18 protein-coding genes are annotated in these 18,655 nt (G+C 64.1%); 12 read left to right on the forward strand and 6 right to left on the reverse strand.

The features are described 5' to 3' along the window. The first annotated feature begins 3 nt into the window (after window positions 1–3). The 6 genes from AWB76_RS17565 to AWB76_RS17590 all read left to right on the forward strand — a co-directional run bounded on the left by AWB76_RS17565 (window position 4) and on the right by AWB76_RS17590 (window position 4,830). Window positions 4–690: a histidinol-phosphatase gene (locus AWB76_RS17565; RefSeq protein WP_061161412.1), complete on the forward strand. Its 687-nt coding sequence runs from the start codon at window positions 4–6 to the stop codon at window positions 688–690. After that, window positions 683–2,257: a polynucleotide adenylyltransferase PcnB gene (gene pcnB, locus AWB76_RS17570; protein WP_061161413.1), complete on the forward strand. Its 1,575-nt coding sequence runs from the start codon at window positions 683–685 to the stop codon at window positions 2,255–2,257. The genes AWB76_RS17565 and pcnB overlap by 8 nt, the downstream gene beginning before the upstream one ends. 78 nt (window positions 2,258–2,335) lie before the next feature. Next, window positions 2,336–2,887 carry a 2-amino-4-hydroxy-6-hydroxymethyldihydropteridine diphosphokinase gene (folK, locus tag AWB76_RS17575; RefSeq protein ID WP_061161414.1) on the forward strand — a complete coding sequence of 184 codons (552 nt, stop codon included), beginning with the start codon at window positions 2,336–2,338 and terminating at the stop codon, window positions 2,885–2,887. Continuing rightward, the gene (locus AWB76_RS17580) at window positions 2,884–3,564 is read left to right on the forward strand and encodes a deoxynucleoside kinase (protein WP_061161415.1); all 681 of its coding nucleotides are present in this window, start codon (window positions 2,884–2,886) and stop codon (window positions 3,562–3,564) included. The genes folK and AWB76_RS17580 overlap by 4 nt, the downstream gene beginning before the upstream one ends. Window positions 3,565–3,602: 38 nt before the next feature. Further along, entirely contained in the window at window positions 3,603–4,418 is an 816-nt protein-coding gene (gene panB / locus AWB76_RS17585) for a 3-methyl-2-oxobutanoate hydroxymethyltransferase (protein WP_061161416.1), read from the forward strand. A 112-nt stretch (window positions 4,419–4,530) separates the two neighbouring features. Beyond that, entirely contained in the window at window positions 4,531–4,830 is a 300-nt protein-coding gene (locus AWB76_RS17590) for a hypothetical protein (protein WP_061161417.1), read from the forward strand. 18 nt (window positions 4,831–4,848) lie between these two features. Here AWB76_RS17590 and AWB76_RS17595 read toward each other — a convergent pair whose 3' ends face one another. Beyond that, window positions 4,849–5,787, reverse strand: a complete 939-nt coding sequence (locus AWB76_RS17595; RefSeq protein ID WP_061161418.1) for a CopD family protein — start codon at window positions 5,785–5,787, stop codon at window positions 4,849–4,851. Window positions 5,788–6,247: 460 nt separating this feature from the next. On the opposite strand from AWB76_RS17595, the gene AWB76_RS17600 reads away from it, so the two are divergent. The 4 genes from AWB76_RS17600 to AWB76_RS17615 all read left to right on the forward strand — a co-directional run bounded on the left by AWB76_RS17600 (window position 6,248) and on the right by AWB76_RS17615 (window position 10,823). Continuing rightward, on the forward strand, window positions 6,248–6,994 hold the full coding sequence (locus AWB76_RS17600) for a c-type cytochrome (RefSeq protein ID WP_061161419.1): 747 nt from the start codon (window positions 6,248–6,250) through the stop codon (window positions 6,992–6,994). 21 nt (window positions 6,995–7,015) lie between these two features. Then, window positions 7,016–8,314, forward strand: a complete 1,299-nt coding sequence (locus AWB76_RS17605; RefSeq protein WP_061161420.1) for a cytochrome c — start codon at window positions 7,016–7,018, stop codon at window positions 8,312–8,314. A gap of 99 nt (window positions 8,315–8,413) precedes the next feature. Beyond that, window positions 8,414–9,034: a PAQR family membrane homeostasis protein TrhA gene (trhA, locus tag AWB76_RS17610; RefSeq protein ID WP_061161421.1), complete on the forward strand. Its 621-nt coding sequence runs from the start codon at window positions 8,414–8,416 to the stop codon at window positions 9,032–9,034. Between the two features lie 238 nt (window positions 9,035–9,272). Next, complete coding sequence (locus AWB76_RS17615; RefSeq protein ID WP_061161422.1) at window positions 9,273–10,823, forward strand: DEAD/DEAH box helicase; 1,551 nt, start codon at window positions 9,273–9,275, stop codon at window positions 10,821–10,823. A 49-nt stretch (window positions 10,824–10,872) separates the two neighbouring features. Here AWB76_RS17615 and AWB76_RS17620 read toward each other — a convergent pair whose 3' ends face one another. From AWB76_RS17620 to ggt, 4 genes are all read right to left on the reverse strand, one after another. Beyond that, a complete protein-coding gene (locus AWB76_RS17620) occupies window positions 10,873–11,385 on the reverse strand; it encodes a hypothetical protein (protein ID WP_061161423.1) in 513 nt (170 codons plus the stop codon). A 39-nt stretch (window positions 11,386–11,424) separates the two neighbouring features. After that, entirely contained in the window at window positions 11,425–12,249 is an 825-nt protein-coding gene (locus AWB76_RS17625; protein WP_061161424.1) for a ferritin-like domain-containing protein, read from the reverse strand. A 338-nt stretch (window positions 12,250–12,587) separates the two neighbouring features. Then, on the reverse strand, window positions 12,588–13,925 hold the full coding sequence (locus AWB76_RS17630) for an MFS transporter (protein ID WP_061161425.1): 1,338 nt from the start codon (window positions 13,923–13,925) through the stop codon (window positions 12,588–12,590). A 151-nt stretch (window positions 13,926–14,076) separates the two neighbouring features. After that, a complete protein-coding gene (gene ggt / locus AWB76_RS17635) occupies window positions 14,077–15,714 on the reverse strand; it encodes a gamma-glutamyltransferase (RefSeq protein ID WP_061161426.1) in 1,638 nt (545 codons plus the stop codon). A gap of 458 nt (window positions 15,715–16,172) precedes the next feature. On the opposite strand from ggt, the gene AWB76_RS17640 reads away from it, so the two are divergent. Next, the gene (locus AWB76_RS17640; protein ID WP_008351420.1) at window positions 16,173–16,370 is read left to right on the forward strand and encodes a hypothetical protein; all 198 of its coding nucleotides are present in this window, start codon (window positions 16,173–16,175) and stop codon (window positions 16,368–16,370) included. Between the two features lie 78 nt (window positions 16,371–16,448). Here AWB76_RS17640 and AWB76_RS17645 read toward each other — a convergent pair whose 3' ends face one another. After that, the gene (locus AWB76_RS17645) at window positions 16,449–16,829 is read right to left on the reverse strand and encodes a hypothetical protein (RefSeq protein WP_061161427.1); all 381 of its coding nucleotides are present in this window, start codon (window positions 16,827–16,829) and stop codon (window positions 16,449–16,451) included. A gap of 221 nt (window positions 16,830–17,050) precedes the next feature. On the opposite strand from AWB76_RS17645, the gene glpK reads away from it, so the two are divergent. Beyond that, on the forward strand, window positions 17,051–18,547 hold the full coding sequence (glpK, locus tag AWB76_RS17650; protein ID WP_061161428.1) for a glycerol kinase GlpK: 1,497 nt from the start codon (window positions 17,051–17,053) through the stop codon (window positions 18,545–18,547). The last annotated feature ends 108 nt before the right edge of the window (window positions 18,548–18,655 follow it).

The raw sequence follows: 18,655 nt of genomic DNA on the forward strand, positions 1-18,655 counted from the left end.
CCCATGAACCTCGCCCTCTTTGATCTCGATCACACGCTCATTCCCACCGACAGCGACCACGAATGGGGCCGCTTCATGGTGAAGCTCGGCATCGTCGACGCGGATTCGTTCGCGCGTCAGAACGATGCCTTCTACGCCGACTACAAGGCGGGCGTGCTCGATATCAACGCGTATCTGCACGCGATGCTCGCCCCGCTCGCGAAATATTCCCGCGAGCAACTGACCGACTGGCACGCGCAATTCATGCGCGAGGTGATCAATCCGCGCATCGTGCCGGCGGCCGTCACGCTCGTGCGCGAGCATCAGGACGAGGGCGATCTCTGCTGCCTCGTCACCGCGACGAACGCCTTCATCACCGCGCCGATCGCGGAAGCATTCGGCATCGAAACGCTGATCGCCTGCGAAGTCGAAACGGTCGACAACCATCCGGCGGGTGCGCTCACCGGCCGGCCGACCGGCACGCCGAGCTATCGCGAAGGCAAGATCGTGCGCGTCGAGCAATGGCTCGCCTCCATCGGCAAGAAGCTCGACGACTTCAAGCACAGCTATTTCTATAGCGACTCGCACAACGACATCCCGCTGCTCGAGCGCGTCACCGATCCGGTCGCGACCAATCCCGACGATACCCTGCGCGCGCATGCGCAAGCCAAAGGCTGGCGCATCCTGAACCTGTTCGACACACGTGATTAAAAAACTCATCCGCAAGCTGTTCGGGCAAGAAAGCGCCTCGGCCGACGAAGGCAACGACGTCGCCGCCGCTGCGTCCGAAGCCGCGCCGAAACCCGCCCGCAAGAGCACGCGCAAGAAAGCCGCCGCGCCCGTGAAGCGCGACCCGAACGTGCCGGTCATCCTGTCATCGGACATACACGGCATCGATCCTTCGCTGATCTCGAAGAACGCGGTTCGCGTGACCGACGGCCTGCAACAGGCCGGGCATCGCGCGTTCATCGTCGGCGGCGCGGTGCGCGACCTGCTGCTCGGCGTCGCGCCGAAAGACTTCGATGTCGCAACAGACGCCACGCCCGATCAGGTGCAGAAGCTCTTTCGCCGTGCGCGCATCATCGGGCGGCGCTTTCAGATCGTGCACGTGCAGTTCGGGCAGGAGATCATCGAGACCTCGACGTTCCGCGCGCTCATGGACGTGCCGCCGGAGCCGTCCGCAGAACCGCCGCGGCGCCTGAAGCGCGGCGAGCTCGACAGCCGCACGCACGCCGTCGATGCAAGCGGCCGCGTGCTGCGCGACAACGTCTGGGGCGAGCAGCACGAAGACGCCACGCGCCGCGACTTCACCATCAACGCGATGTACTACGATCCGGCCACGCAAACCGTGCTGGATTATCACGACGGCATGGCCGACATCCGCGCGCGCCTGTTGCGCATGATCGGCGATCCGGCCACGCGTTATCGCGAAGATCCGGTGCGCATGCTGCGCGTCGTGCGTTTCGCGGCGAAGCTCGGCTTCGAGATCGACGAAGCCACGCGCGCGCCGATCAAGGATCTCGCCGATCTGATGAACAACGTGCCGGCCGCGCGTCTCTTCGACGAGATGCTCAAGCTCTTGCTGTCCGGCCATGCGCTCGCATGTCTCACGCGGCTGCGTCAGGAAGGTTTGCATCACGGCGTCCTGCCTCTGCTCGACGTCGTGCTCGAACAGCCGCACGGCGAGAAGTTCGTCACGCTCGCGCTCACCAGCACCGACGAGCGCGTGCGCGCGGGCAAGAGCGTGTCGCCCGGCTTCCTGTTCGCCACGCTGCTGTGGCACGACGTGCAGACCCGCTGGCAGCAATACACGGCGAACGGCGACTATCCGGTGCCCGCCTTGCATCGCGCGATGGACGACGTCCTCGACATGCAGACGGAAAAACTCGCGATCCACAAGCGCTACTCGTCCGACATGCGCGAGATCTGGGGTCTTCAGCATCGGCTGGAAAAGCGCGGCCGCAGCGCGCTGAAGCTGCTGGAACACCCAAGATTCAGAGCGGGGTATGATTTCCTGCTGCTGCGTTGCGAATCGGGCGAGCTGGATGCGGCCATCGGTGAATGGTGGAGCGACTTCATCAGCGGCGATCACGCCGAGCGCGAAACGCTGCTGTCGCAAGGCGGCAAGGATCGCAACGCCCCGAAGAAGCGCCGGCGACGCAGCAACGCGAAGCGCCGCTCGGGCGAAGGCGCACACGACGAGCAAGCCGCACAAGGCAACGATGGCGAAGCGGCATCGAGTGCGGCGAACAGGCGCGAAGGCGCGGACGACGAGTAACGCCGGTTTTGGTTACAGTAGCGAAGAGCGACGTTGCTTTCCTGCTCTTCGCTGTGACCCACGCGTAGGACTTCTGCCATGACGATTGCTTATCTGGGCCTGGGGGCGAATCTCGGCGATGCGCGCCAGACCCTGAAGGACGCAGTCGTGTGTCTCGCCCAGCAGCACACGATCACCGTGCTCGCGAAATCGAGCGTCTATCGCACTGCGCCGATCGACTCGTCCGGCGACGATTACTTCAATTGCGTCGTCAAGCTCGAGACGAGCCTGCCGGCGCGGTCGCTGCTGCGTCTGTGTCATCACATCGAGTTGCAGTTCGGGCGCGAGCGGCCGTATCGCAATGCGCCGCGCACGCTCGATCTCGACATCCTGCTGTACGGCGCATCGAGCATCGACGAAGCGGATCTCGTCGTGCCGCATCCGCGCATGACCGAGCGTGCCTTCGTGCTCGTGCCGCTCGTCGAGCTGGAGCCGGATCTCATTCTTCCGCAGCGCGGCCGCGCGGATGCGTTCATCGAAACAGTCGCCGATCAGCGCATCGAAAAAGTCGCGACATGCCAGTGCATGGTCGCGGCACAGCGCGACAGCGACGCAACCGCCACTCCTTCCACCAAGACAGATTGCCGATGAGCGTTCCGCCACTCACCGTCACCGCGCCGCAACTGCGCCCGCCGCATCGCTACATTGCGATCGAGGGGCCGATCGGCGTCGGCAAGACCACGCTCGCGACGCTGCTCGCCGAACGCTGGTCGATGCGCACGCTCTTCGAGCGCCCGCAGGACAATCCGTTTCTCGAGCGCTTCTATCGCGACACCACGCGTCATGCGCTCGCCACGCAGTTGAGCTTCGCGTTGCAGCGCGCATCGCAGACGCAGGAAGCCGCCGATATCGTCACGGGCGGCGCCACGTTGATGACCGACTTCCTCACGCAAAAGAGCGAGCTCTTCGCGCGTCTCACGTTGCCCGACGACGAGTTCCAGCTCTACAAGGGCGTCGCGTCGCGCATTCGTGAAAGCGCGCCCGCGCCCGATCTCGTCATCTATTTGCAGGCGAGCCCGGAAGTGCTCTTCTCGCGCATCCAGAAACGCGCGCTGCCGATGGAGCTGCAAATCTCCGATTCGTATCTGCGCGCACTCTGCGATGCTTACAACGAGTTCTTCTATCACTACGACGCGACGCCGCTGCTCACGGTGAACGCGGAACACCTGAACCCGCTCGCCTCCGATGACGACCTCGCGCTGCTGATCGAGCGCATCGGGGCCATGCGCGGGCGCAAGGAATTCTTTGTCAAAGGCGTGTCGGTCTGAACTCGCAGCCCGGCCGCGCTCTCTTCAGTGAAACGATCATGACGTATCTGCAGGAAACGAATCGCGCGACGATCACCGTCCCCAAGCTTCAAACCATGCGCGAAAACGGCGAGCGCATCGCGATGCTCACGTGTTACGACGCGAGCTTCGGCGCGCTGCTCGAACGCGCGGGCGTCGATGTGATGCTGATCGGCGATTCGCTCGGCAATGTGCTGCAAGGCCACGGCACGACGCTGCCCGTGACGCTCGCCGACATCGCGTATCACACGGCGTCGGTGGCGCGCGGCAACCGCAGCGCGCTGATCGTCGCGGACATGCCGTTCGGCACGATCGGCTCGAAGGAGGACGCCTACGCGAACGCCGTGCAACTGATGCGCGCGGGTGCGCAGATGGTGAAGATCGAAGGCGGCGAATGGCTCGCGGAGACCGTGCGCTTTCTCGTCGAGCGCTCGATTCCGGTGTGCGGGCACGTCGGCCTCACGCCGCAATCGGTGCACGCGTTCGGCGGCTTCAAGGTGCAGGGCAAGTCCGAGGCCGCGGCCGAGCAGATGAAGCGCGACGCCATCGCGCTCCAGCACGCCGGCGCGCAACTGCTCGTGATCGAAGCCGTGCCGACGCTGCTCGCGCGCGAAGTCACCGAAGCGCTCGCGATTCCGACCATCGGCATCGGCGCGGGCGTCGACTGTTCGGGGCAAGTGCTCGTGCTGCACGACATGCTCGGCATCTTCCACGGCAAGCGGCCGCGCTTCGTCAAGGATTTCATGCAAGGCCAGCCGAGCATTTTCGCGGCCGTCGAAGCTTACGTGCGCGCGGTGAAGGACGGCAGCTTTCCCGGTCCCGAGCACACGTTCTGAGCGAACGCGGCCCCGTGCGGGCCGCGCTTCACGATCTGAGTTTTCTCGTACATACTGGCGAACTTCTTGCGCATACGCTGCCGATAGTCACCAAAAAAAAGCGAGAACGATCATGTGGCACACCCTTCCCGATGAATATGTCCGTGCCCAGCTGGCTGTGGGCTCGCTCGTCGCGCTGGGCGTGGCGCGCGTGGTGGCGGCGGGAATCGGCGCGCAGCATGGCTGGCGCATCGCCGCGGTGACGCGCTGGTTTATCGGCGCGGCGGTCGTGTTCTGCCTGCCGCAGTTGCTCGAAGTGATCTTCGCCGCCGATTCGCACACGGCGTTCGTCGAGCTGCAAGGCAAGATCATCGGCTGCGCGGTGGCGCTCTTCTGCGCGCCGATCGTCAGTCACCGGCTCGGTTACGAGTAAGGGCGCGCATCGCCGGCTTCATCCCGCGAGCGCCGATCCCGGCACGCTATGCGACAGCACCGCCGCCGCCACGAAAACACCCGCGATCATCAGCGCTTCCACGCGCATCACGTTGATCACCGTATGCGCGTCCATCGTCGATGCCGAGCGTGACAGGCGCGGCAACGCCGACCATCGGTTGAGCGCGCCGAACGCGAGCGCCGCCGCGACCAGCAGCAATTTCACGATCAACGCATGACCCCACGTGCTCGCGGTGAGCACCGCCGGCGAGCCGCCGATGCCGCGCCACGCGTTGAACACGCCCGTCAGCACGACGAACGCCACCGCGACCGACGCCGCCCGCGACATGCGCGCGACCGTGCGAATCAGGAACGCGCGAGCCAGCGAGGTATCGAGCGCCGGCGACACGAACGCACCCGCGATGACGATCCCGCCCCACGCGGCCGTCGCGAGCAGATGCAGCGTCTGGACCGCTTCGGCGAGCGAGAACGCGCCGGCATCGGCTGCATGGCCGACCGCCGACTTGCCCGCCGCGACGATCAGCGCCGCGAGAAGCGCCAATCCGGACCGCGAAGCCGATAGCGACATCGACAGTGCGCCGCACGTCGCCAGCAACAACAGCACGCTGCCCGCCAGCGCCACCGACCAGCCGATGCCCGCATGCGTGCCCGTCGCGACGAGCCACAACGCATCACCCGCCTGCGCGATCGGCGCGCCGCTCATCGCCGCCGCTTGCAGCCATAGCGAAGCGAAGTTGCACACGACGAGCGCGATCGCCGCGCTCAGGCCGCTCAAGGCCGCGCGCCGCCAGCCGTGCCGCGCGGGCGATACGGTCGCGAACGCCTGTTCGCGCGCGAGCCACGCGTTCAGCAAAAGCGCGCCGAGCGCGCAGGCAAAGGCGAGATCGGCGAGCGCGGCGAGTGTCGTTTGTGCAAGCCAGAGGGAATCGTCGTTCATCTTGCGGAACCGGGCGCGACGAGAATGCGCATTGCTGAAGGGGGCTTATCGAAGGAATCCGCGGAGTCTAAACGAGCTTTCACGGTGCAGCACAGCATCGAACGTGAGCGAAACGCCTTGAATTTTTGCCGGACGCTTCCGAAACTGCATGAAGCACATCGGCCGGGCGTCTTGCATCGAAGTCCAATATTTGTCGAAAGGCAATGAAGCGCCGACGCCTATGAAGTTCGTCGCGGGCGGTCAATAGCCGCGCGGCATATTGTCGCGAATGTGCTGCAGCGGGACTTAGAGCGAGATTGTGTCAAATAGTCATCATCATGCATCGATGATAGAATGCCGCGTCGCATCAGAGGCTCGTCGAGCCGCTGTGGCCGTGGTCCGCCACCCACCGCCCCCTGCGTGGCCGTGGTTCGCCACCTTCGCACCGAGCCGCACGAAGCTCGGCAGGTCCCCGAATTTCATGGAGTGTCGCGTGTTTTCAAGACGCATTTTTCGTCCGCTGCTCGCTATGGCTTTTGCCTCGGCTCTGGTAGGCAGCGCTGGCGTTTTCAGCTCCGCCGCGCAGGCGCAGAACCAGCCGATCGCACCGGACACCATGGCCGCGCGCGTGCAAGGCTGTACCGCGTGCCACGGTGTTCACGGTGAAGGCACGGACAACGACTACTTCCCGCGTCTTGCCGGCAAGCCTGCCGACTATCTGTACAACCAGCTCCAGAATTTCCGCGAAGGCCGGCGCAAGTATCCGCCGATGAACTACCTCGTCACGTATCTCTCGGACGATTACCTTCATCAGATCGCGACGTACTTCTCGAACCAGCGTCCGCCGTATCCGCCGCCCGCGAAGTCGAACGTCTCGTCTTCCACGCTCGCGCGCGGCCAGCAGATCGTGCTGAACGGCGATGCATCGAAGAACATTCCCGCGTGCGCGGCCTGCCACGGCAAGGGTCTGACCGGCATGCAGCCGGCCATTCCGGGTCTCGTCGGCCTGCATTCGGACTACATCAGCGCGCAGGTCGGCGCATGGAAGTCGGGCACGCGTCACGCGAAAGCGCCCGACTGCATGCAGCAGATCGCTTCGCGCCTGACGGATGACGACGTGACCGCCGTCGCCGCATGGCTCTCTACGCAAACCGCACCCGCCAACCCGGTGCCCGCGCCTGCTGGCTCGTTGAAGATGCCGCTCAAGTGCGGCAGCGAACTGCAATAAGGCGTCTGGAGCGACAACATAATGAAACGCAAGTCCCTGTTCGCACTTTCCTCGGCTGTCGTGGTGGCAGCCGTCGCAGCCGGCGCCGTCCTCTGGTCGGGCGGCGACAATCTGCATTCGGGCGGCGCCATCGCGGCGACGCCGGCCGACAAAGCCGCGCTCGTCAAGCAAGGTGAATACCTCGCGCGCGCCGGCGACTGTATCGCGTGCCACACGGTGCGCGGCGGCAAGGAATTCGGCGGCGGCCTGCCGATGGCCACACCGTTCGGCACCATGTTCACGCCGAACATCACGCCGGACGATCAATACGGCATCGGCAAGTGGACGTCGGACGACTTCTATCGCGCGATGCACACGGGCCGCTCGAAGGACGGTTCGCTGCTCTATCCGGGCTTCCCGTTCACGAGCTACACGAAGGTCACGCGCGCCGACTCGGACGCGATCTACGCGTACCTGCGTTCCGTGCCGCCGGTCTCGGAACCGAGCCGTCCGCATGAACTGCGCTTCCCGTTCAACAACCGCAATCTGCTGATTGGCTGGCGCACGCTGTTCTTCTCGGAAGGCGAGTACAAGCCGGACCCGACCAAGTCGGTCGAATGGAACCGTGGCGCGTATCTCGTCGAAGGCCTGGGTCACTGCGGCATGTGCCACACGTCGATCAACGCGATGGGCGGCCCGGTCAACTCGGCGGCCTTCGCCGGCGGCCTGATCCCGCTGCAGAACTGGTATGCGCCGTCGCTGACGTCGAACAAGGAAGCCGGTCTGGGCGACTGGGACCTGAAGGACATCAACGACCTGCTGAAGACCGGCGTGTCGCAGCGCGGCGCGGTGTTCGGTCCGATGGCCGAAGTGGTCCACAACAGCCTGCAGTACATGAACGACTCGGACATCAACGCGATCTCGACGTATCTCAAGTCGATCCCGCAGAAGAAGGAAGCGCCGGAAGTCATGCAGCTGGAAACGTCCGAGAAGTTCGGCGGCGAACTGCAGACGCTCGGCAAGAAGGTGTACACCGAGAACTGCGCGAAGTGCCATCAGGAAAATGGTCTGGGCAAGCCGCCGGCGTACCCGCCGCTCGCCAACAACCAGTCGATCCAGATGCCTTCGGCCGTCAACCCGATCCGCATGACGCTCAACGGCGGTTATCCGCCGAGTACGGAAGGCAACCCGATGCCGCACGGCATGCCGCCTTTCGCGCAGTCGCTGTCGGATACGGAAGTCGCCGCAGTCGTGACGTACATCCGTATGTCGTGGGGCAACCACGGCACGCCGGTGTCGCCGCAGCAGGTCAGCAACCTGCGTTCGGCGCCGCTCGACTGAGGTCCGCGGGAAGCATCGGCCAGGAGAGCGTACAATACGCTTTGGGGCGCAGCCTTCGTAGTTGGGGCCGCGCCCTTTGTCTTTTGGTGGACGGGATTCATGCACGCAGGCGAACGGTTCAACAGCATCAGCCACATGATCGGCGCGCTGCTGTCGGTGGCGGGTCTGGCTACGCTCGTCACGATGGGCGCGCTGGAAGGTGACGCGTACAAAGTCGTCAGCTTCGCGGTGTACGGCGCGATGCTCTGTGCGCTCTACGTCATCTCCACGCTGTATCACTGCGCGCGCACGCCGCGCATGAAAGCGGTACTGCAGAAGTGCGATCACTCGGCCATCTACTTGTTGATAGCCGGCAGCTATACGCCGTATACACTAGTGACCTTGCGTGGCCCCTGGGGCTGGTCGCTCTTCGGCGTGAGCTGGGGGCTCGCGGTGCTCGGCATCACGCAGGAACTGACGCTCGGACGCCGAACCCGCAGCGTATCGATGGTGCTGTACGTGTTGATGGGATGGCTCGCGCTCGTCGCCGTCCGTCCGCTCGTCACGGCGTTGCCGCCCGCGGGAACCGCGTGGCTGGTGGCGGGCGGCGTCGTGTACACCGCCGGCATCTGGTTTTTCATCAACGACGAGCGCATCCGGCACGGACATGGAATCTGGCATCTGTTCGTGCTCGCAGGCAGCCTGTGCCAGTTCGTCAGCGTCGCGCGCTACGTCGCGTGAGCGCCGGCTGGAACGGGCGCCGCAGCGTCGAAGTGTCCATCGATGCAACTTAGCGCCAGATGACGTGTCTTGATAGCACGTCGAACCTCGCGGTAATGCCGGGCGATCGCTGATCGCCGAATGGCCGCCGCCCGATTTTTCTTCGAGCGATGCACATGCGCTCTGCCGGCCGAACCACGATTCGCCGCAGCCTGAATCGCATGCGCGCCGCCCGGCACAACGAATAAGTATCCAATTTATGTCTTTTGATTCACTCGGCCTGTCCGAACCCCTGCTTCGCGCCGTCAACGAACTCGGCTATTCCAGTCCCACTCCGATCCAGCTTCAGGCGATTCCCGCCGTTCTGAAAGGCGGCGACCTGCTCGCGGGCGCGCAGACCGGCACGGGCAAGACCGCCGGCTTCACGCTGCCGATCCTGCAACGTCTGTCGCAGCTCGCACCCGCCACGGGCGGCGCGAAGCGTCCGGTCCGCGCGCTGATCCTCACGCCGACGCGCGAGCTCGCCGCGCAGGTCGAGGAAAGCGTGCGTGCGTACGGCAAGTATCTGAAGCTCAAGTCGACCGTGATGTTTGGCGGTGTCGGGATCAATCCGCAAATCGACGCGTTGAAGCGCGGCGTCGATATCGTCGTGGCAACGCCGGGGCGTCTGCTGGATCACATGCAGCAGAAGACCATCGACGTTTCGCAGCTCGAAATTCTGGTGCTCGACGAAGCCGACCGCATGCTCGACATGGGCTTCATCCACGACATCAAGCGCGTGCTCGCGCGTCTGCCGGCGAAGCGTCAGAACCTGCTGTTCTCGGCCACGTTCTCCGACGAGATCAAGGCACTCGCCGACAGCCTGCTCGACTCGCCCGCGCTGATCGAAGTCGCGCGCCGCAACACGACCGCCGAGACCGTCGATCAGAAGATCCATCCGGTCGATCGCGATCGCAAGCGCGAGATGCTCACGCATCTGATCCGCGGCAACAACTGGTTCCAGGTGCTCGTGTTCACGCGCACGAAGCACGGTGCGAACCGTCTCGCCGAGCAACTGGCGAAGGACGGCATCAGCGCGCTCGCGATTCACGGCAACAAGAGTCAGTCGGCCCGCACGCGCGCGCTCAGCGAATTCAAGGCCGAGACGCTGCAGGTGCTGGTCGCAACCGATATCGCGGCGCGCGGCATCGACATCGATCAATTGCCGCACGTCGTCAATTTCGATCTGCCCAACGTGCCGGAAGACTACGTGCACCGCATCGGCCGCACGGGTCGCGCGGGCGCAGAAGGCGAAGCGGTGTCGCTCGTGTGCGTGGACGAGCATCAGTTGCTGAAGGATATCGAGCGCCTCATCAAGCGGCCGATTCCGCGCGAAGTGATTCCCGGCTTCGAACCGGACCCGACCGCGAAGCCCGAGCCGATCCAGCGCCGCAGCCAAGGGCGCGGCCAAGGACAGGGTCAAGGACAGGGTCAGGGGCGTCAGAATCCGCGCAACGGCGAGGCACGTTCGAATGGCGATGCACGCCCGAGCAACGAAGCGCGACGCAACGGCGAACCGCGTCGCGAAGGCAGCCGTCCGAACGGCGAAGGACGCGGCGCACGGCCGGCGAAGCCGAACAACGGCGGCGCCCAGCCTTCCCGCGAAGCGCGCAATCACGGCAAACCGGCCGCGAACGCAGGCTCGACGCCGCGTCGTCAGGAACCGGCTCAGGCGGGTCACGTCGCGAATTCGCGTAAGCCGGGCGGCAATCCCGGCGCGCTGCTCGGCGGACGACGCGACGCCATGCGATCGGGCGATCGCGGCCGTTGAGTCTTTCGATGTGATCCGGCGCGGCGCGCGAGCGCGTCGTGCCTTTGCTTCACGCGGCGGCGCTCGCCGCCTGCTTCAGCCAGTCGAGTTGCTCGCGCCAGCGTGCGAGCGCCGATTGCGTATCAGTCAGTTCGAAGCCGATTCCGTTCGTGAGTCGCGCATATCCCACCCGCTGAACTTCACCGCTTTCGATCGTGCCGACGAAGCACGCGAGCGGCACGTCGTCGAGCGGCACGCGGCGCACATCGAGATGGACCTGATAGAACGCCTCGTCGAAAACGAAAGCGAGCGTCGCGCGTCCGGTTGCGATCACGGCCTGCGCGGTCCGCGACGACGGCCACAACGCGAACGCGAGCGTGCGCGCATCCGGAGCCAGCAGTTCGCCCGCGCTCAACAGCGCCGTCCGCACCCGATGCGCATGATCGGCCGCGCATAAGGACGCGGTGAAACCGTCATTGGCGTGGGCGAGCGTGCCGTCGAAGCGTGCGCGCAACGCCAGCGGCCATTCATCGAAAACGGATTGCGAGGCGAGCGATGGTTGCGGCGCGGTGTGATCGGTCATAGAAAGATGCCGGCTGTGCGCCGGCATCGTCGGGCAAGGTTAGCGGAAGAACAATTGCGTCATCTTCGAGAGCGGGTAATGCACGCCGGGCTGGATGCGCGCGGGCAAATCGAGCGGCTTGAGCAGCATCTTGATCGCCTGATCCGCCGACAGATTGCGCCGAACCAGCGCATTCACGCGCGCCGACAGTTCGCGGTTATATTCCGTGTCCTGCGCACGCTCAGGATAACGAATGGCGAAGACGTGCCGCAGCGCGATCTCGGAATCCTCGCTCTTCAGTTCGACCACACGACGCACGAGCGCGCCGAGCACCGCGATGCGGCCATTGCCCTCGATCTTGTTCCACTTCTTGAAGAAATGGAAAAAGTGCTTGTAGTGCCGCACTTCGTCGGTGCGGATGTTGTCGGTGATCTCCTTGAGCACCGGTTCGTCCGAGCAATCGTTGATCGCGCGATACAGCGTGGCCGTGCCGGTCTCGACCACGCAGCGCGCCACCATTTCGAGCGCGCGCTTCTTCTCGAACTCCTCGTAGGAACACGTGAGCGAGTATTCGTCGAAAAAATTCCTGAACGCCGTGTCCCAGTCGAATTCCGGCCACACGTGATTGATATAGGTCTTGAGCGCCCTGCCGTGCTGCATCTCCTCAGGCTCCCACTCATTGTTGAGCCACGCGGAGATTTCGGGATCGTCGTGAAAGTACTTGCTCAGGTTGCTCGTATAGAGGTCCGTGCCGCTTTCGATAAACGAGCAGGCGCACAACAACAAAAGAAGATGCTCGTTGGATTGCGCCTTCTGACGATCGATCCGGGTGAGATCGATGTCTTCGATGCGCCAGGGCATCACATGGGTACTGTCTGTATGCATATATCGCGCTCCGAGGCTGGACTGAACGCGCCATCGGCCAGGAAGAGACGGCCGAGGTTCAGGCGACGCCGTGAACGGTTCGATCCCAGCGTCCTCAACTTGAAATGTCAGCGGCTTGTTTTCCATCTTAGCCGCCCTGCAACGAGTTTGCAGACATGGGGACAGACTCACGCGCGGCGCGCCAGTTCCACGCGTGCCAAATTCTTACGACTCCCGGCGAGCGGTAATCAATGCGTGACAGCATTAAATGTGCCGATTGCGTCTCGATCGCGGTGAAATGCAAAAGGCGGCCGAAGCCGCCTCGATTATTTCGAACGATGTTCGTCGCAGACGCGTTGTTACGTTTTGCGACGTGCCACGTGCATGCGCCAGGCGACGATCGCCAGCGAAATACCGGACAGCACCGCGGCCAACAACACGTAGTAGCTCGGCGCGAGCTTGTCGCCGGTGACGTGGATGAACGCTTCGACGATCGTCGGCGCGAAACCGCCGAACAGCGTGACGCCGAGCGCGTAACCGATCGAGAGCCCTGTGGAGCGCACGCGCGTCGGGAAGATTTCGGACATGAGCGCGGGCATCGGGCCGGAGTACGCGGCTTTCAGAATGCCCGCGACCGATTGCAGAACGACCAGCGACGCGACCGTCGGATGTGCCTGCAACCACGCAAACATCGGATAAATCGTGGCGCCCATGAAAATCGACGTGCCGAGCATGATGCGGATGCGCCCGATCCGGTCGGATAGCGCGCCCATCAACGGCGAGAAAATGAACTGGAGTCCGCCATTGAGCACCACGACGGCGAACGAAGCGGTCGCCGGAAGGTGCAACTGCTTGACCGCGTACAGCGGCATGTAGAGCTGCAACACATACACGCCGACGGTCGACTGCGCGACGATGCCCACGGCGAGCAAAAGATTCAGCCATTGATTCGCGAAGGAGATGCCTGGCGCGCTCGTCGTCTTCTGAGCCGCGCGTGTCGCGAGAAATTCGGGCGTTTCGTCGAGATGCGAGCGGATGTAGTAGCCGACCGGTCCGACGAGCAGACCGAAAACGAACGGAATGCGCCAGCCCCAGCTTTCGAGTTGCGGCTGCGGCAGCCAGGCGCTCAGAACGGAGCCGAACGCCGCGGCCATGATCGCGGCGAGTCCCTGACTCGCGAACTGCCAGCTCGCGTAGTAGCCGCGCCGCGCTTCGCTGTGCTCGACCATGAACGCGGTCGCGCTGCCGAACTCGCCGCCGACAGCGAAGCCCTGCACGAGACGCGCGAGCAGGATCAGCAGCGGCGCCGCGATGCCGATGTGCGCATACGAAGGCATGACGGCCATCGTGAACGTGCCGACCATCATCAGCAAAATGGCGAGCGTGAGCGCGGCCTTGCGGCCTTTGCGGTCGCCGTAGACGCCGAGCACGATCGCGCCGAGCGGGCGCATCAGGAACGAGATGCCGAACGTGCCGATGGCGAGCATCGTCGAGAGCCACTCGTCGTGCGACGGGAAGAATGCCTTCGCGATGACCGTCGCGAAATAGCCGTAGACGAGGAAGTCGAACCACTCAAGCGCGTTGCCGATCGACGACGAGAACACGATGCGGCGGATCATCGCCTTCGATGGCGCCGCGATCGGCGCGGGCGGCTCCGCATTCGTCGCTGCTGCGCCTGGATAAACGCGTTCGTTCATGACTCTCCCTTCCCCTCTTCGATGTCGTAATGTCACGCCCCGTGGACGAGGCACAGGCGCGCGCATCCCCTCGCCTGCGACATTGCGGCGATCGGGTGCGTTTGTTTTTATGGACGGAGGCCGGCGGATGTCCCGGCCTCCGAAAGCTGCGTCAGAACCCTGCGGCGAGTCCGTCGCGCCGGCTGTCGCTCGCGGCGACATATCCGCGTTCCGGGTCGTTACGGTCGAGCTTCCAGATGTACTGGCCCGAGCCGAAGTCCATGTACGGATCGTCGACGGACTTGATCGTGTGGCCCAGGCCTTCGAGCGCGCGCGCCGTTTCCAGATCTAGCGTGGCTTCGATGTCGATCGTGAAGTCGCGGTTGACCTTCCAGCGCGGCGCGTCGCATGCGGCCTGCGGCTGCTGGCCGTAGTCGAGCATGCGCACGACGGATTGAAGATGGCCTTGCGGCTGCATGTCGCCGCCCATGACGCCGAAGCTCATCACGGCTTCGCGCGTGCCTTCGACTTCCTGCGTGAGGAACGCCGGAATGATCGTATGGAACGGACGCTTGCCGCCTTCCACGACGTTCGCGGACTTCGGATCCATCGAGAAGCCGCAGCCGCGGTTTTGCAGCGAAATGCCCGTGGCCGGAACGACCACGCCGGAGCCGAAGCCCATGTAATTCGACTGGATGAAGCTCACCATCATGCCGCGCTCGTCCGCCACCGACATGTAGATGGTGCCGCCCGCCTTCGGCATGCCGAAGTCGAATTGCGTCGCCTTTTTCGGATCGATGAGCTTCGCGCGTTCGGTCAGATAAGCGTCGTCGAGCATCTGCTCGGGCGTCACTTCCATTGAGCGCGGATCCGCGACGTAGCGATAGACATCGGCGAAAGCGAGCTTCATCGCTTCGATTTGCAGATGCTGCGACTCGATGCGATCGACTTTCAGCGCGCTCACATCGAACTTGTCGAGGATGCCGAGCGCGATCAGCGCCGCGATGCCCTGTCCGTTCGGCGGAATCTCGTGCACCGTGTAGCCGCGATAATCCTTGCTGATCGGTTCGACCCAATCCGCGCGATAGTTGCGCAGATCGTCCAGGGTCAGCGCCGCGCCGCCCTCGCGCGCAAACGCCGCGATGCGCTCGGCGAGTTCGCCTTCGTAGAACGCGCGCGGGCCGTGTTGCGCGAGCAGGCGCAACGTTTTTGCGTGACCGGGAAAGCGCACGAGCTCGCTCACTTCCGGCGCGCGGCCGCGCGGCATGAAGACATCGGCAAAGCCCGGCATGTCCTTGAGTTCCGGCACCGCCGCCGCCCATTTGTAGGCGACGATGCTCGCCACCGCATGACCGCGCTCGGCGATCTCGATGGCGGGTTCCATGAGATCCGCGAACGGCAGCGAGCCGAACTTCGTATGCAGCGCTTCCCAGCCGGCGATGACGCCCGGCACCGTCACGGCGTCCCAGCCGCGCTTGGGCTGGCGCGCGAGGCCGTTTTCCTCGCCGTACTTGCGCCGGAAATAGTCGACGTTCCACGCCGCCGGCGATACGCCCGATGCATTCAGCCCGTGCAGCTTGCGGCCGTCCCAGACGAGCGCGAAAGCATCGCCGCCCAGCCCGCACGATACCGGTTCTACGACGGTGATGGCAGCCGCAGCCGCGATGGCTGCATCGACGGCATTGCCGCCCTTCCACAGCATGCGCAGACCGGCTTGCGCGGCAAGCGGATGAGACGTCGAAACGATATTGCGGGCGAACACCGGCAGGCGCGGCGTGGGATACGGGTTTTGCCAGTTGAAGCGAGTCATTGAATGAAGTCCGAAATTCCAGCGGGCAGAGCGTCCCGGGCGACTCTGGAGGTCGGCCGGGCAAAACAGGAATATTGCATTGTCCACTTAATCGAAAACAAATTCATTTATCGTATAAATTAATGAGATATGCGCATGAGTTGTTCGCGAGTTCCGTTTCACGACGGTCCCTCACGCAGCCGATCTTTGTGTGCGCCGCCGCACGAACCTCAAGTCATTTCTTCGAATGCGCGCCAGCGGTGGACCGCTTCCACTGCGCAAAAAAGTCAAAGCCAAAATTTTCACTGCAAATTTGGCACTTGTCAGACGCTTGCCTACAATCCCAATTCCCGGCATGCGCAGCATAAAAACGACGCGTATGCCCGGCCGTTTTCAGTTTTCCCGTACAACGTTTCGAAGCAAAAGATCCGGCTTACAAAGCCGGCTCCCTATGCCGTTCGGTCGTCATGGAGAACACAATGCTGAGTCCGCACGAATTTGCCACGCTGCTACTGGTTCAGGAAGCGCCTAATCAAGTCGACATGGAACGCGAAGAGCTCGACGCCCTGCTCGAACGTCAGCTCGTCCAACTCGAAAATCTCGCATCGGGACGTCAACAATGGCGCCTCACCGCCACCGGCGATTCCACCGTCAAGGCTTTCAAGCGTTACTCGTAGTTCGCGGCAGGACTCAGGGCGCGGCCCAGGGCCGCGTCCGCATCATCTTTCCTTTTCTCGTAGCTTCGCCGAGTCGCGTCAGCCGGCACGCAGTGTCGGGTCTACTGCCGCGCGCCAGCTCAGGGCCTGCGCCCGCTGATCCAGGAAGAAGTTCGCCCATGCGGCTTGCGCCTCTGGACCAGGATTCGCCCGATAGGCGCCATACCGCTGCGCAATCCCCGCCTGGAACGCGCAGAACCGCTCCTTCGACAAACCGCCGCGCCGCTCGGCCACATAGGCGTCATAGAACGCCGAGTAGACCGATTGCGCGTCCGCGCCGTAGTCGACCGGCGTCGATCCGCACATGTCCTGCAGCGCACCGAACGACGGCGCGCCCATCGATCCGTCCAGGCTCGGCGTGCCCACGCAGCCCGCCAGCAACGCCGCGCTCAACGCGCCTGATACCAACAGCATTCGCATCGCATTCACCCTTCGATCGATTTCGTGCCGCCAGTATCGGACGAACGGAAGGGCCGCGCCACTCGGCCGAATGGCATAGGCCGATCGACGATCGACAGAGACATGTCGCGCGGCTTATGCCGTTCGGCCAGGTTGTCCGCATGCCGTCACTCCGATAGATTGCGCAAACGGACATCGCACGTTGCCCACGGCGCCGATGTCCGCCCGAACCGGAGGAGACCATGCAGGATCAGTACGTTCTCGCGCTCGACCAGGGCACCACCAGCTCGCGCGCCATGCTGTTCGACAGGAGCGGCAACATCGTGTCGATGGCGCAGAAGGAGTTCCAGCAGATCTATCCCCAAGCGGGCTGGGTCGAACACGATCCGCAGGAAATCTGGTCGACGCAGGCCGGCGTCGCAGCCGAAGCCGTCACGCGTGCCGGCGCGAGCGCTGCATCGATCGCGGCGGTCGGCATCACGAATCAGCGCGAAACCACGATCGTCTGGGACCGCGAATCGGGCAAGCCGGTCTATAACGCGATCGTCTGGCAGGACCGTCGCACGGCCGGCTTCTGCGACGAACTCAAGTCGCGCGGGCTCGAAGCGATGGTGCGCGCGAAAACCGGCCTGCCCATCGACGCCTATTTCTCGGCGACGAAAATCCGCTGGATTCTCGACAACGTCGAAGGCGCGCGCGACAAGGCGAAGCAAGGGCGCCTCGCGTTCGGCACCGTGGATAGCTGGCTCGTGTGGAATTTCACGCGCCGGGGCTTGCATGTCACCGACGTCACGAACGCGTCGCGCACCATGCTCTTCAATATCCACGAACGGCGCTGGGACGACGAACTGCTCGACGCGCTCGATATTCCCCGCAGCATGCTGCCGGAGGTGCGCACGTCGTCGGAGGTGTACGGCACGACGCAAGGCACCGTATTCGCCGCCGATATCCCGCTCGCATCGCTTGCCGGCGACCAGCACGCCGCGCTCTTCGGCCAGATGTGCACCGAGTCCGGCATGGTGAAAAACACATACGGCACCGGCTGCTTTCTCGTCATGAACACGGGCGACAAGCCAATCGAATCGCGCAACAACCTCGTCACGACGATCGCCTGGCAGATCGGCGATCAGGTGAACTATGCGCTCGAAGGCAGCATCTTCATCGCGGGCGCGGTCGTGCAGTGGCTGCGCGACGGCCTCGGCCTCATCCGGCACGCGAGCGAAGTCGAAGCCCTCGCGCGCGGCGTGACTCATAGCGACGGCGTCTATCTCGTGCCGGCGTTCGCGGGTCTCGGCGCGCCGCACTGGAACGCGCGCGCACGCGGCACGCTCTTCGGCGTCACGCGCGGCACGACATCGAGCCATATCGCGCGCGCGGCGCTCGATTCGATCGCCTATCAGTCGCTCGACGTGCTCAAGGCGATGGAAGCGGACTCGGGCATGCGCATCGGCGAATTGGGTGTCGACGGCGGCGCCTGCGCGAACGATCTGCTGATGCAATTTCAGGCCGATATCCTCGGCGTCGATGTCGCGCGCCCGCGCATCGCGGAAACGACGGCGCTGGGCGCCGCTTATCTTGCGGGGCTCGCGGTCGGCTACTGGAAGGACGTCGACGAACTCAAGGCGCAATGGCAACTGGAGCAGCGGTTCACACCGTCCATGCCGAAACAGCACATCGACGCGTGCCTCGCCGGATGGCAACGCGCGGTCAGGGCGGCAAAGGCGTGGGCGGACAGCTAGCCAATCTTGAATGTCGTTTTCCGGAACGCGCCGCCGTGCGGCGGTGCAAAAAACGCCGACGTCCTGTATCCTGAAAAAGCTGGCGAGCCTTTCGCTTGCCGGCATTCA

The organism is Caballeronia temeraria, from assembly GCF_001544795.2.
Taxonomy (GTDB): domain Bacteria; phylum Pseudomonadota; class Gammaproteobacteria; order Burkholderiales; family Burkholderiaceae; genus Caballeronia; species Caballeronia temeraria.